The sequence below is a fragment of the Rhizobium freirei PRF 81 genome (genome assembly GCF_000359745.1).
Lineage (GTDB): Bacteria > Pseudomonadota > Alphaproteobacteria > Rhizobiales > Rhizobiaceae > Rhizobium > Rhizobium freirei.
The window spans coordinates 160325-173391 of the sequence record NZ_AQHN01000072.1 but is presented as its reverse complement, the minus strand read 5'-3'; the positions used below and the strand labels follow the sequence as shown (position 1 = coordinate 173391).

Annotated in this window: 12 protein-coding genes and 1 pseudogene; 2 read left to right on the top strand and 11 right to left on the bottom strand. The window is 61.2% G+C overall.

Translation table 11 applies throughout. From position 1 onward, the window contains the following. The 10 genes from RHSP_RS19860 to RHSP_RS19815 all read right to left on the bottom strand — a co-directional run bounded on the left by RHSP_RS19860 (position 1) and on the right by RHSP_RS19815 (position 9717). The gene (locus RHSP_RS19860) at positions 1-1539 is read right to left on the bottom strand and encodes a Do family serine endopeptidase (RefSeq protein ID WP_037153122.1); all 1539 of its coding nucleotides are present in this window, start codon (positions 1537-1539) and stop codon (positions 1-3) included. 168 nt (positions 1540-1707) lie between these two features. Then, on the bottom strand, positions 1708-2214 hold the full coding sequence (locus RHSP_RS19855; RefSeq protein ID WP_004121672.1) for a cytochrome c-type biogenesis protein: 507 nt from the start codon (positions 2212-2214) through the stop codon (positions 1708-1710). Continuing rightward, positions 2211-4199: a heme lyase CcmF/NrfE family subunit gene (locus tag RHSP_RS19850; protein ID WP_004121670.1), complete on the bottom strand. Its 1989-nt coding sequence runs from the start codon at positions 4197-4199 to the stop codon at positions 2211-2213. Before RHSP_RS19850 ends, RHSP_RS19855 begins: the two co-directional genes overlap by 4 nt. Further along, positions 4196-4645 carry a cytochrome c maturation protein CcmE gene (ccmE, locus tag RHSP_RS19845; protein ID WP_004121650.1) on the bottom strand — a complete coding sequence of 150 codons (450 nt, stop codon included), beginning with the start codon at positions 4643-4645 and terminating at the stop codon, positions 4196-4198. Before ccmE ends, RHSP_RS19850 begins: the two co-directional genes overlap by 4 nt. After that, positions 4642-5784 (bottom strand): c-type cytochrome biogenesis protein CcmI, encoded by a 1143-nt coding sequence (gene ccmI, locus RHSP_RS19840; protein WP_004121648.1) that lies wholly within the window; start codon positions 5782-5784, stop codon positions 4642-4644. The genes ccmE and ccmI overlap by 4 nt, the downstream gene beginning before the upstream one ends. A 95-nt stretch (positions 5785-5879) precedes the next feature. Next, a complete protein-coding gene (locus tag RHSP_RS19835) occupies positions 5880-6311 on the bottom strand; it encodes a hypothetical protein (RefSeq protein ID WP_004121645.1) in 432 nt (143 codons plus the stop codon). A 91-nt stretch (positions 6312-6402) separates the two neighbouring features. Next, positions 6403-7800, bottom strand: a complete 1398-nt coding sequence (locus RHSP_RS19830) for an ATP-binding protein (protein ID WP_004121642.1) — start codon at positions 7798-7800, stop codon at positions 6403-6405. Beyond that, positions 7790-8461, bottom strand: a complete 672-nt coding sequence (locus RHSP_RS19825; RefSeq protein WP_004121640.1) for a response regulator transcription factor — start codon at positions 8459-8461, stop codon at positions 7790-7792. Before RHSP_RS19825 ends, RHSP_RS19830 begins: the two co-directional genes overlap by 11 nt. A 133-nt stretch (positions 8462-8594) precedes the next feature. Next, complete coding sequence (locus RHSP_RS19820) at positions 8595-8843, bottom strand: hypothetical protein (protein WP_004121637.1); 249 nt, start codon at positions 8841-8843, stop codon at positions 8595-8597. A 565-nt stretch (positions 8844-9408) separates the two neighbouring features. Beyond that, the gene (locus RHSP_RS19815; protein WP_004121619.1) at positions 9409-9717 is read right to left on the bottom strand and encodes a Dabb family protein; all 309 of its coding nucleotides are present in this window, start codon (positions 9715-9717) and stop codon (positions 9409-9411) included. Between the two features lie 62 nt (positions 9718-9779). On the opposite strand from RHSP_RS19815, the pseudogene RHSP_RS36060 reads away from it, so the two are divergent. Then, positions 9780-10001: pseudogene (locus tag RHSP_RS36060) on the top strand (hypothetical protein); the annotation flags it as partial. A gap of 179 nt (positions 10002-10180) precedes the next feature. Here RHSP_RS36060 and RHSP_RS19805 read toward each other — a convergent pair. Beyond that, on the bottom strand, positions 10181-10669 hold the full coding sequence (locus RHSP_RS19805; protein ID WP_004121616.1) for a YcgN family cysteine cluster protein: 489 nt from the start codon (positions 10667-10669) through the stop codon (positions 10181-10183). Between the two features lie 169 nt (positions 10670-10838). On the opposite strand from RHSP_RS19805, the gene RHSP_RS19800 reads away from it, so the two are divergent. Beyond that, a complete protein-coding gene (locus tag RHSP_RS19800; protein ID WP_004121614.1) occupies positions 10839-13028 on the top strand; it encodes a transglycosylase domain-containing protein in 2190 nt (729 codons plus the stop codon). Positions 13029-13067 lie beyond the last annotated feature (39 nt).

The following is a 13067-nucleotide window of genomic DNA, read 5'->3' as shown; positions in this document are numbered from 1 at the left end:
TCAGCCTGCATTGATCGGCAGGGCGACGAAACGGCTGCCGTCACCGGACTGGATCTGGAACAGGGCGCGCGTGCGGCCGTCCTTCTTCGCCTGTTCGAGAACCTTGACAATGTCCTTGGCGCTCGAGACCTGCTGATTGTTGACCGAGGTGATCTTCTCGCCTTCCTTCACGCCCTTGTCGGCAGCATCGGAATCGGGGTCGACGGCGGTGATGGCAACGCCCTTGCCATCGTCGGAGGGGCCGACGGTGAGACCAAGATCGGCCAGGGCCTTTTCGGTGGATGGCTGCGACTGGCTCGGCTGCGAGTTGTCGTCAGTCGAAGACTGGCTCTGATCGACCGGCAAAGTGCCGAGCTCGACCGTGACCGATTGGGACTTGCCATTACGCCACAGGGAAACCTCGACCTTGGCGCCCGGCTGCATGGCACCGATGCGACGAGCCAGATCGCGCGGATCCTTGACCGGATCGCCGTTGACCGCCATGATCACATCGCCGTTCTTGATGCCCGCCTTCTGACCCGGCGAGCCATCCTGCGGAGAGACGACCAGCGCGCCGCTTGCTTCGGAAAGGCCGAGGGATTCAGCGATATCCTTGCTGACGGGCTGGATCTGAACGCCAAGCCAGCCGCGCGAAACCGTGCCGGTCTTGATCAGATCGGTGACGACATCCCTGGCGGTGGTCGCCGGAATGGCGAAGGCGATGCCGACGCTGCCGCCCGACTGCGAGAAGATGGCGGTATTGATGCCGACCACCTGGCCGTTGAGGTTGAAGGTCGGGCCACCGGAGTTGCCCTTGTTCACGGGCGCATCGATCTGGATGTAATCGTCATAGGGACCGGAATGGATGTCGCGGCCACGGGCAGAGACGATGCCCGCGGTCACGGTGCCGCCGAGGCCGAACGGATTGCCGACGGCAACGACCCAATCGCCGACGCGGACCTTGGCGTCATCGGCCCAGCCGACATAGGTGAATTTCTTGCCCTTGGGGTCGACCTTCAGCACGGCAAGGTCGGTGCGCGAATCCTTGCCGACGAGCTTGGCGTCGAGTTCGGTGCCATCGTTGAGAACGACGACAAAGGCTGCGCCATCTGAAACGACGTGATTGTTGGTGACGATGTAGCCGTCTTCCGACACGAAGAAGCCGGAGCCTTGAGCGACCGGCCGCAGGCGGCCCTTGCCATCCTCGGAATTCTTCTGCTGGCCGCGGCCCTGCTGCTGCTCGAACTGGCGGAAGAACTTCTTCAGCGGGTGATTGTCGGGGAGATCGTCGAAGCCACGACCGAGGCTGAAGGAGTCGTCTTCATCGGCAGCCGAGTTGACGCGGGATTCGACACGGACCGAGACGACCGCCGGCGATACGGCATCCACCACGTTGGCAAAGCTCGGAACCTGCGGTGCCTGAACATTGACGGCATCGGCATAGGAACTGCTGACTTCGGCGGGAACACCCGTTGCCAGAGCAGCGACAGCGAGACCGGCGACGACAGAAGCCTTCATAGCGGTGCTACGGGACAAGGTGTCCTTGATATTCCTGAACATATGCGAGTTACCTTCTCTTCTCTCGTCAGATTTCCGCCGGCGCAGGCCGACAATGACTTGTGTGGTAAACATATAGGACACGGGACCTTACAGCGAACTGTCCGCCCCATGAAAAATTCGTAATGTAGGGAAATGATGGCAATGACGTGAAGGAAGATGACGTCAGCGTCACTTTCCCAGGATCTCATTCAATTGCGCCTCTTCCTCGGCACTCAGAGGCTTGCCGGTGGGCTTGCCGGCACGGCGGCGAGCATAGACTGCAAGGGCAAATCCGCCGACGACAAAGAGTGAGATCGGCGCACCCCAGAGTATGAATGTCTTTTCGCTGAAGCGCGGCTTCAAGAGGACGAACTCACCATAACGGGAGACTATGTAATCGAGTACCTGCTGATCGGTGTCGCCATCCTTGAGGCGGTTGCGGACCAGCAGACGCAGATCGCGCGCAAGGTCGGCATTGGAATCGTCGATCGACTGGTTCTGGCAGACCATGCAGCGCAATTCAGCGGAGATCGTCCGCGCCCGCGCTTCCATGGCCGGATCGGGCAGAACTTCATCGGGATTGACGGCGAAGGCCGATAGCGGCGTCAGGATGGCTGCAAGACAGAGCCAGAGCCTGACAAGGCCAGGCAGACGGCTTGCGCGCGCAAAGGGTAATATCGACCGAACCCTGCTCATTCGGCCGGCTCCATGGCAGGATCGGCCGGCTTTGCCTTGCGACTTGGCGCGCCGATACGCAAGCGCCGATCGCTGAGCGACACGAAACCGCCGAACGCCATGACGAGCGCACCCACCCAGATGCAAAGGATGAACGGCTTCCACCAGATACGCACGACCATGCCGCCATCCTTGCCGGCATCGCCGATCGATACGTAGAGCTGGTTCGGCCCAAGCGTCAGGATGCCGGATTCGGTCGTTGCCGTGCGGCTTGCCGTAAACACGCGTTTGGCGGACGACATTTCGGCAAAGGCGACGCCGCCGCGGCTCACCGTGAAGCGGGCGCGATCCTCGGTAAAGTTCGGACCGACAGCCGGTTGCACGCCTTCAAAGCGCAGGCTGTAGCCGCCGAGATCAGCGGTCTCGCCCGGCTTCATGCTGGTGATGTTTTCCGCCTCGAAGGTCGTCACGGCGACGATGCCGAGCACGGTAATGCCGAGGCCGGCATGGGCGAGCGCGGTGCCGAAGGCGGAACGCGGCAGCCCGCGCAGCCGGCGCCAGGCGACACCAGCGGCAACCTTGCGAACGCCGGCGCGATACCAGAGATCAGCCAGCGCGCCGAAGATCAGGAAGAAGCCGGCAGCAAGGCCGAGAATGGCCATCACCGGGCCGCCATGCTTGAGATAGAACAGGACAAGCCCGGCCAGAAAGGCAAGACCGGCCACGACATAGAGCCGCTGCAACGCGCCCAGCAGATCGCCACGCTTCCAGGCAAGCAGCGGGCCGAACGGCACGGCGATGAGGATCGGCGTCATCAGCAGCCCGAACGTCATGTTGAAAAAGGGCGGCCCGACGGAAATCTTGTCGCCGGTCAGCGTCTCCAGCGCCAGCGGATAGAGCGTGCCCGTCAGCACCGTGCCGCAGGCGACTGTCAGGATCAGATTGTTGAGAACCAGCGCTCCCTCGCGCGAAATCGGCGCGAACAATCCGCCAGCGGCAAGCTTCGGCGCGCGAAGAGCGAAGAGCGACAGTGCGCCGCCGATGAAAACAAGCAGAATGCAGAGAATGAAAATGCCGCGCGTCGGATCGCTGGCAAAAGAATGCACCGAGGTCAGCACGCCGGAGCGGACGAGGAAGGTGCCGAGCAGCGAGAGCGAGAAGGTCAGGATCGCCAGCAGCACCGTCCAGATCTTCAGAGCGTCACGCTTCTCCATGACCAGCGCCGAGTGCAGCAGCGCAGTGCCGGCAAGCCAGGGCATGAAGGAGGCGTTTTCCACCGGATCCCAGAACCACCAGCCGCCCCAGCCGAGTTCGTAGTAGGCCCAGTAGGAACCCATGGCGATGCCAAGCGTCAGGAAGCTCCAGGCGGCAAGCGTCCAAGGCCGAACCCAGCGTGCCCAGGCGGCGTCGATACGGCCCTCCAGAAGCGCTGCGACGGCGAAGGAAAAGCAGACGGAGAAGCCGACATAGCCGAGGTAGAGCAAGGGCGGATGGATGGCGAGGCCGATATCCTGCAGGACGGGATTGAGATCCTTGCCCTCGGCCGGCGCCGGGTCGAGCCGGAGGAACGGATTGGATGTCAGCAGAATGAAGACCAGAAAGGCCGAGGAGATCCAGGACTGCACGGCCAGAACATTGGCACGCAGCACATCGGGCAGATTGCGCCCGAACAGTGCGACCAGTGCGCTGAACAGCGACAGGATCAGCAGCCAGAGCATCATCGATCCCTCGTGATTGCCCCAGACGCCGGAAATCTTGAAGATCAGCGGCATCAGCGAATGGGAATTGGCCCAGACGTTCAGCACGGAGAAATCGGAGGCGACATAGGCATAGGTCAGGACGCCAAAAGAAAAGGCGACAAGCAAGAATGCGACGACCGAGCCGACCGGCGCGATATCCATCATCGACACGTCGCCGCGGCGCGTGCCGATGACAGGAAGGATGGAGACGACGAGTGCGGTCGCCAGCGCCAGAACCAGGGCATAATGTCCAAGCTCGATAATCATCGGGTCGCCTCCTCGCCCTTCCAGACGCCGTCAGCCTTCAGCTTGTCGGCAACCTGCTTCGGCATGTAGCGCTCATCATGCTTGGCAAGAACGCTGTCCGCGACAAAGACATTGCTGCCCGGCTCGAATTTGCCCTCGGTGACGACGCCCTGCCCTTCGCGGAAAAGGTCAGGCAGGATGCCGTCATATTTCACCTTGATGGTATCGGTGCCGTCGGTCACGGCGAATTGTACCTGCGTACCCTGCCCGCGCACGATCGATCCTTCGCCGACCAACCCGCCAAGGCGGATCAGCGTGCCGGCGTTGACCGGCGTCTTGGCGAGATCGGCCGGCATATAGAAATAGGCGACCGACTGGCTGAAGGCGAACAGGACGAGCAGCACGGCAACGGCGATGAAACCCATGCCGCCGGCGATCACTGCCAGGCGTTTCTGCTTGCGGGTCATTGCTGTTTCACCTCCGTCGGCAGTCCCAATTCCTTCGCCAGCGCCAGAAGCTGCCGGCCCTCTCCTCCATCGGCGGGAAAAGCCGCAAGGCCGCGCTTCAACGCATCCGCTGCACGCTCCCGATCGTTCAGCACCGCATAGGAACGGATCAGCCGCATCCAGCCTTCGAAATTCTTCGGGTCGTCCTTAAGCTTGGCATCAAGGCTCTCGACCATGCCGCGGATCATTTGCTGGCGATCGCCGCTGCTGAGCGCATTGGCGGCCGCGACATCCTCCGCAGTCGGGTTGCCGGGCGCGTTGGCATTCGCGGATGCCGTGGGCTGGCCGCCATTCTTGACAATATGCTCATTGACGGCGGCAAGCCAGGGCGCATCCGGCGGCGATAGCCTGGCCAAGGCTTCGAAGGCTGACTTCGCGTCCCCCGCCTTGCCTTCCTGCTCCAGCGCCAGCGCCAGATAGAAAAGCGTGCGCGGATTGGCGGTATCGAGCGCCAGCGACTGCTGCAGGACGCTGCGGGCCTCCGCAGTCACGACGCCGTTGGCCTTGACCACCAGGACTTCGCCCAGATCGCCGAGCCGCGTGGCATTCGGCCCCAGCAAACGGATGACATTGCGATAGGCAAGCTCCGCGTCAGCGATACGATTGGTCTTGAAATAGATCGGCGCCAGAACTTCCCAGCCCTTGGCGTCATCGGGATTCTGGGCCAGATGCTGTTCGATCTTGACGATGGAAATGGCAAGGTCGTTGCCGGGCTTCTCGAGCCGCGCTTCCAGCGGCTGCGACGGTAGCCCCGGATTGCCGTTGGCGAGATAAAGACAGAGGCCGATGGCGGGGAGAAGGACGATGATGAACGCCTGCGAAAAGCGATAGTTGCCTCGGGCAGGCGATTTCGCTTCGGTGGCCTCGCCTTTGGAAACGGCGATGAGGCGCCGACCGATCTCCGCCCGGGCATAGCCTGCCTCCTCCGGCGAGATCAGCCCGCCGGCAAGATCACGATCCAGTTCGCGGAGCTGATCGCGGTAGACCTCGGCCTCTCCGGAACGATAGTCGGCGGCCTCCTTTGCACCACGCAGAAGAGGAAAGAGCAGCACAGCGCCGACAACGGCCGTGATGACGGCCACGAGAATCCAGAACAGCATAAACGCCCAATACTTTAACGGGGCGCTTATTCCAACTGAGAAAGCCTCACTGACGAAGATTTGAGGCGTTTGGCCGCGCCTCTCAGCAAGCGAACCTATTCGAGCGGCGTCCAGGTGCCGTCATCATTGCGGCAGGCAGCGCCCCTCGCGGTCGTCGGCTTGCCGTCGACGGTGATGGTATGGGTATATTGTCGGCAATTCTGCGAGCCGACCTGATAGGGCGCGGCGGCTACGACTTCGCCGCTGGCATTCCTGCCCTTCCAGGCCACTGGCTGGCCAAGCGGCGCGGTTTCCAGCGCCCGATACTCCGCCTCCAGCGCCCGCTGCTTGTCGTTGTCGCTGAGCTTCAATCCCGTCCGGCCGACGATGCCGCCATCGAGCGCTGTGATAAACGTCGCCGACGCCGGCAGCTTGGGGGAGGACAACAAGCTATCGCCGCCTCCTTTACCACCCGTGGTGGAACAACCGGAAAGCGCAAGTACTGCAAAAAGAGAGGGGACAATCAGGAAATAGGTACGAAGCTTCATACAACCGAACCAGTATCAAAAAGCAAAACCATAGGTACTGCGATGCGGCATCATCATGACCCACGATATCTCTTTGGCATCATGCCGTTCCTCACGCAACATCCTTCGTAAGCCCAGGTAGAATTAGGCTTGCGCGAAGACCGCCCCAGTCGCCTCGGGACAATTCGAACTTGCCTTGATATTCGTTGGTAATCTCGCTGACGATCGACAGGCCGAGACCTGTCCCGGGCTTGCTCTCGTCCAGCCTGCGACCACGCTTCATCGCCTCGCGGATCTGATCCGGCTCGAGCCCCGGGCCATCGTCTTCTACCACAAGTTCCACCCAATGACGCCGCGCAGGATCGATGCCCTTGATCTCCGGCGGCGCCTCGCTCGCCGAAAGGCGCACCTTGTGCTCGGCAAAGCGGGCGGCATTTTCCAGAAGATTGCCGACGGTCTCTTCCAAATCCTGCTGTTCCATCGCCAGCGCCAGATTGGGAGAAACGGTGAGTTCGAATTCCTTTTCCGCATTGAGCCGCCGCATGACGCGGACAAGCCGCTCGAGCGCGGGTTCGGCCTCGGTGCGCGCCAGCACGGAATCGCGCTGTGCAGCGATGCGGGCGCGATTGAGATAGGACTGGACCTGCCCCTGCATGACCTCGGCCTGGTTCTTCACCAGATCGCCATGCGAGCGTTCCAGCACGCGGGATTCATTCAGCAGCACCGCGATCGGCGTCTTCAGCGAATGCGCGAGATTGCCGACCTGCATGCGGGCGCGCTCGACAATGCGCCTGTTGCTTTCGATCAGTGCGTTGACCTCGTTGGCGAGCGGCAGGATCTCGCGCGGGAAATCGCCCTGCAGCCGCTCGCTCTCGCCGGCACGGATGCGCTCCAGTGCGGCGCGGGCCTTATCGAGCGGCTTCAGACCATAGAGAATGGCAAGCGCATTGACGATGAGACTGCCGACACCGAAGCCGACGAGCGCGAAATAGAGGCTATGGGAGAAATTGCGGACATCGTCCTCGACGACGGCGACATTGCCGGTAACGCGGAAACGCGCCGCGCGGCCATCGGTATCCAGCACGACTTCGGTTTCGGCGACCTGAACACGGTTTCCGAAGGCATCAGTGACGATGTAATAACGCTCGTAATTCTTGTCGAAAGGCGCTTCCAGCACCGACAGCACCGGCAGATTGGACGCGCCGAGAGACGGCGAAACCAAGGGCGTCGCCGTGTAGGTGCCGAGCGGCTCGACCATCCAGTACCAGCCCGTTTTCGGCTGGGCGAAGCGGAGATCGCCGAGCTGCGGGCTGCCGGCCAATGAGCCCTGGTCACCGATCGTCACCGAATTGATGACGTTGTAGAGCTGCGCTCTCAGCAAATCCTGAAAGCCGCGCTCGGCGCTCTTGCGGTAGATGTTGGAGATGACGAGGCCGATCACCACCAGCGCTACCGCCGACCACAGCGTGGTCAGCAGCAGGACGCGCGCGGTAAGCGACTTAATTCGCATTGGTCGGAGATTGGATTCGGTAACCAAGGCCACGGACCGTTTCAATCAGATCGACACCCATCTTCTTGCGCAGGCGACCGACGAAAACCTCGATCGTATTGGAATCGCGGTCGAAATCCTGATCGTACATATGCTCGACCAGTTCGGTCCGCGAGACGACTTCGCCCTTGTGATGCATGAGATAGGCGAGCAGCCGATATTCATGGGAGGTTAGCTTGAGCGGCTTGCCGTCCACGGTCGCCTTCGAGCTCTTGGTGTCGAGGCGCACGGGACCGCAGATGATTTCCGAAGAGGCGTGGCCTGCGGCCCGGCGGATCAGCGCACGGATGCGCGCGAGCACTTCCTCGACGTGGAAAGGCTTGGCGACGTAATCGTCCGCACCGGCATCGATACCGGCGACCTTGTCGCTCCAACGGTCGCGCGCCGTCAGGATCAGCACAGGCGTTGCCCGCCCAGCACCGCGCCATTTCTCCAGCACGGTAATGCCGTCCATTTCGGGCAGACCAATGTCGAGGATGATGGCGTCGTAGGGCTCGGTATCGCCGAGAAAATGCCCTTCCTCACCGTCAAAGGCCGTATCGACGACATAGCCGGCCTCTTTCAAGGCTTCGGCGAGCTGGCGATTAAGGTTGATATCGTCTTCGACTATCAGAATGCGCATGTTCGGACCCAATTTCCCCGGTTCGAGAAACAGTACTGTAATTCGAGCTATAGTGGAATCACGGAAGCGATAAGATTTTGCGTGAAATTCAAGGCTTTAGAACATCTGCTATGCGGTAGGATCGAAATGCCCCTCACATCGGCACTTTCATCGTCACCTTACGCGGGCGCTGCCCGTTGCCCTGCACGAGAACTGTAATTACGCAACTATCGCCGGACGGCTGCGCGGAAAGCAGCTGCCCGCCCGTCTTTTCGACGACTTCCGCCGCCGCCTCGCTGCAATCGCTGTTGGCTCGGGCCACCTGAGTCGAGGCCGGCGCCGGCAGAACAGACGAGCCGGCCAGGACAAGGGCCGCTGCTGCTATGCTTGAAATTGAGGCCATGCTTCGGACTTCCCACAGGGACATTAACTTGAGCAAATATGTACCCAAACACGTCTGAATGGCAAATGAATGGGCCGTAATTTTCCCTTTTCAAGGCCTGCGGCGAGCCCGGAGAAATACTTAACCGTTTGAAATTATTAGATGCGACGCGGCAGATTTGCGGGAATGACCGTCAATCGGCACCCTGCGCCGCATGATCGGCACAATCTCATGGCGACGCGCATCGAGCAATGCCCGAACCGCGCAACCGCTATATAAGCAACCGCGCAAACTCAGTCATTTTTAATCATTCCTCGATATGGTTAAGCGCATGAGCGTGTCGCGAACCATCGCGTCTCGCCGGCCAATCCAGCTGGCCTTCAAGTGTTTTGCCAGTGCAAAGCACGGTGCTTTCATTGAGTCTTTTGAATCGCTTGGAGCCGCTTCCTTCCAAATTGAATCGGCTCGCTCAGATGTTGATTCAAGAACCTCTTGCAAAGAGTCCGATCGCTGACATTTCGATTCCGCCCAAAGGCTCAATCCCTTGGAATGGTTGGTGGCGGATACTCTTTAACCGGCGCGTTGTTCAGAACGGCGCGCGGACAGCGACATCCGTCTCGTAGTCGGCCGCGATCCGCATTTCGCGCAGCGGGCGCACCCGCTCTATCGAGCGCTGATAATTCGGATGCGCCTTGTAGGCCGCGAGCGCCGCCTCGTCATCGAATTCGCCATAGACGATGATGTCGACGTCGGTGCCGAGCTGATCGGTCTTCACATTCATGCCGATTTCCAAGAGGCGCGCGTGCGGAATGGCTGTCAGGATCGACAGGCCGGAGCGGACCTCATCGAGCTTGGCGCGATCGGGAACGGTGAAGAAGACGATATGACGGATCACGCGACGGCTCCTTGTGGCATCAGCGAAGGCTCGCGCGATATCACGCGTATCCGCGCAATTCAATGAAGAGGCGGATCTCCACCGAGGCTGCGTTGTCGCAGGCCGCGCGCGTCGGCGTTTTCGCTTGCAGCCATGCATGCTATTCTTTCGCCATGACAGACGGGGATCTGATCGCCCTTGCCCTCAGCCTGCCGGAGGCGGTGGAAAGCTCGCATTTCGGAACCCGCGATTTTCGCGTGCGGGGCAAGATTTTCATGACCCTTCCGGGTCCGGATTTCTGCGTCGTGAAACTGACGCCGGATCAGCAGCAATTAGCCTTGGCGACCATGTCGGAGCATGTCACGGCCGTGCCGGGCGGCTGGGGGCTGGCTCAAAGGCTCGACCCGGCTCTTCCACCACTACGCCGATGGCGAAGCGGTCAGGACGCTCGTGCGGCGCGCCTGGCGGAACGCCGCGCCGAGGTCTATGACTTTGCCGGAGGGTTAGGCAGCATGTCGTCTTCGACGGTTAGCGGCCAGTCGACGACGAAATCCTCGAAGTCGTCGAGATCGACGTCATTTTCGCTGACCGTGCGGCCCCGCGCCGAAACGCCGGCGATATGCACCGTTTCCGGATCGCCGGAAATCAGCGGATGCCACCAATAGAGATCGCGGCCGTCGTTGACGAGGCGGTAGGCGCAAGTGGGCGGCAGCCACTCCAGCTCCGACACCTTCTCCGGCGTCAACTGCACGCAGTCGGGCACGAAATCCCAGCGGTTCGGATAGCTGGTGCAACGACAGCTTTCACCGTCCATCAGCTTGCAGCGGATCGAGGTGAAGTAGACGTCGCCAGTATCCCACTCCTCGAGTTTGTTGAGACAACAGAGGCCACAGCCGTCGCAAAGGCTTTCCCATTCCGACGGGCTCATTTCCGTCAGGCTCTTGCTTTTCCAGAAGGGTATCTCGTCTGTCATCATCGTCGTCCTCGCCACCCGACGTAAGGAGGAATTCGGGCTGCGGCATGCATGTCTCTTGTTCTTTTCTCTAAATCAACCAATTATTCAATTCGCCGTCCTATGAGATAATGGGCTTTGCGTGTGCCACAAGGAGACGCGCAGCCGCAATATGGTCGGGAAGTAGAGCGTGGAAGACCCATCCAATCCAGAAAGCGGGCCGAAGATGGAGCCCGAGACGCCGAAGGACGGCGGGGCCGAAAAACCCCGGCGGCGGAAACGCTATTTCTTCCTGCGCCTCGATTCATGGATCGACTCCACTCTTTGGAACGCAGGCTTTCGCCTTGCGGAGGCCTGGGAAGAGATCACGATCTTCTTTCGCCGGTTCCGTGTGCGCGGCTGGAAGCGCATTATCTTCGAACTGCTCGGCGAAAGCCTGACGCTGGGTGCTGCCGGCTCCGTGGTCATGCTGATGCTCGCCATGCCGGCCTTCGAGGCGACCCAAGGCGACTGGCGCAATCGCGGCAATTTTGCCGTCACCTTCCTCGACCGTTACGGCAACGTCATCGGTCATCGCGGCATCATTCACGAGAATTCCGTACCGGTCGACCAGTTGCCGGACTATTTCATCAAGGCGGTGCTAGCCACCGAGGACCGGCGCTTCTTCGACCATTTCGGCATCGATGTCATCGGTCTCTTCCGCGCCGTGACCGTCAATGCGCAGGCGGGCGGCGTCGTCCAGGGCGGCTCGACGCTGACGCAGCAGCTGGCGAAAAACATCTTCCTCAGCAACGAGCGCTCCATCGACCGCAAGATCAAGGAAGCCTTCCTGGCGATCTGGCTCGAGGCCAATCTGTCCAAGAAGGGGATCTTAAGCCTCTATCTCGACCGCACTTATATGGGCGGCGGCACCTTCGGTGCGGCCGCCGCGGCACAATTCTATTTCGGCAAGAGCATTACCGACGTCAATCTGGCCGAAGCGGCGATGCTGGCCGGCCTGTTCAAGGCGCCGGCGAAATATGCGCCGCACGTCAATCTGCCGGCCGCGCGCGCCCGCGCCAACGACGTGCTGTCCAATCTCGTCCAGAGCGGGCTGATGACCGAGGGACAGGTGATCGCCGCCCGGCGCAACCCCGCCTCCGTCGTCGACCGCGCCCAGATCGAATCCCCAGATTATTTCCTCGACTGGGCCTTCGACGAAGTGCAGCGGCTTGCCACGCGCTTTCCGGAGCGCTCGCTGATCGTCCGCACGACCATCGACATGGGCCTGCAGAAGGCGTCGGAGGATTCGATCCAGTCCAGCCTGATGGAATATGGCGAGCGCTATCACGCCAAGCAGGGCGCGAGCGTCATGATCGAAAGCGGCGGTGCCGTGCGCGCCATGGTCGGCGGCAGCGACTACGGCGAAAGCCAGTTCAACCGCGCGACCAAAGCGCTGCGTCAACCGGGCTCTTCGTTCAAGATCTACACCTATTCCGTGGCGATGGAGAACGGCATGACGCCGACCTCCACCATCGTCGACGCACCGATCACCTGGGGCAACTGGAGCCCGCACAACTACGAGAACCGCTACGAGGGCAAGGTCACGCTCACCCAGGCGCTCACGCAATCGATCAACACGATCCCCGTGCGCCTTGCCAAGGAGAAGTTCGGCATCCAGCCGATCCGCGACATGGCCAAGGCCATGGGCGTCGAAACGCCGGTCCGCAACGACAAGACCATTCCGATCGGCACATCGGAAGTCACGGTGCTGGACCAGGCCACGGCCTATTCGGTCTTCCCGGCAGACGGCATGCAATCGCAACGCCATGGCATCGAGCAGATCGCCGGTTACGACGGCAAGGTGCTCTATGATTTCAGCCGCGACGAGACGCCGGCCAAACGCGTTCTCAGCGAAAAAGCCAATTCCTATATGACCCAGATGCTCACGCAGGTTCCGGTAATCGGCACCGGCCGCAAGGCAGCTCTGGACGGCATCGTCGTCGGCGGCAAGACCGGCACTACGCAAGCCTATCGCGATGCCTGGTTCATCGGCTTTACCGGCAACTACACCTGCGCCGTCTGGTTCGGCAACGACGACTACACGTCGACGAACAACATGACGGGCGGGACGCTGCCGGCCATGACCTTCAAGAAGATCATGGATTATGCGCACCAGGGTATCGTGCTGAAACCGATCCCTGGTATCAGCGATCCGTTCCCCGCGCAGAAACCCCAGACCGCTGCCAAGAAGCCGGCGGATCCGGCAAGTGGCGGCTTGCCCCCGCTCGTGCGCCCCCGATCCCTATCGGTGGATTCCACCAAGATCCTCCGCGATATCGGCGAAAGGCTGAAGGCAGCGGCTCCGCTTGCAGCGCAAAAGCTGGCGGCCGCTGAATAGCGGCTGCTCGGTGCAGGCGGGCGGTATCGCATGCCGGCT

Excerpts from the sequence above, each read along its gene's own strand:
- RHSP_RS19860 (WP_037153122.1), bottom strand. The coding sequence starts at position 1,539 with ATGTTCAGGAATATCAAGGACACCTTGTCCCGTAGCACCGCTATGAAG.
- RHSP_RS19855 (WP_004121672.1), bottom strand. The coding sequence starts at position 2,214 with ATGAGCAGGGTTCGGTCGATATTACCCTTTGCGCGCGCAAGCCGTCTG.
- RHSP_RS19850 (WP_004121670.1), bottom strand. The coding sequence starts at position 4,199 with ATGATTATCGAGCTTGGACATTATGCCCTGGTTCTGGCGCTGGCGACC.
- ccmE (WP_004121650.1), bottom strand. The coding sequence starts at position 4,645 with ATGACCCGCAAGCAGAAACGCCTGGCAGTGATCGCCGGCGGCATGGGT.
- ccmI (WP_004121648.1), bottom strand. The coding sequence starts at position 5,784 with ATGCTGTTCTGGATTCTCGTGGCCGTCATCACGGCCGTTGTCGGCGCT.
- RHSP_RS19835 (WP_004121645.1), bottom strand. The coding sequence starts at position 6,311 with ATGAAGCTTCGTACCTATTTCCTGATTGTCCCCTCTCTTTTTGCAGTA.
- RHSP_RS19830 (WP_004121642.1), bottom strand. The coding sequence starts at position 7,800 with ATGCGAATTAAGTCGCTTACCGCGCGCGTCCTGCTGCTGACCACGCTG.
- RHSP_RS19825 (WP_004121640.1), bottom strand. The coding sequence starts at position 8,461 with ATGCGCATTCTGATAGTCGAAGACGATATCAACCTTAATCGCCAGCTC.
- RHSP_RS19820 (WP_004121637.1), bottom strand. The coding sequence starts at position 8,843 with ATGGCCTCAATTTCAAGCATAGCAGCAGCGGCCCTTGTCCTGGCCGGC.
- RHSP_RS19805 (WP_004121616.1), bottom strand. The coding sequence starts at position 10,669 with ATGACAGACGAGATACCCTTCTGGAAAAGCAAGAGCCTGACGGAAATG.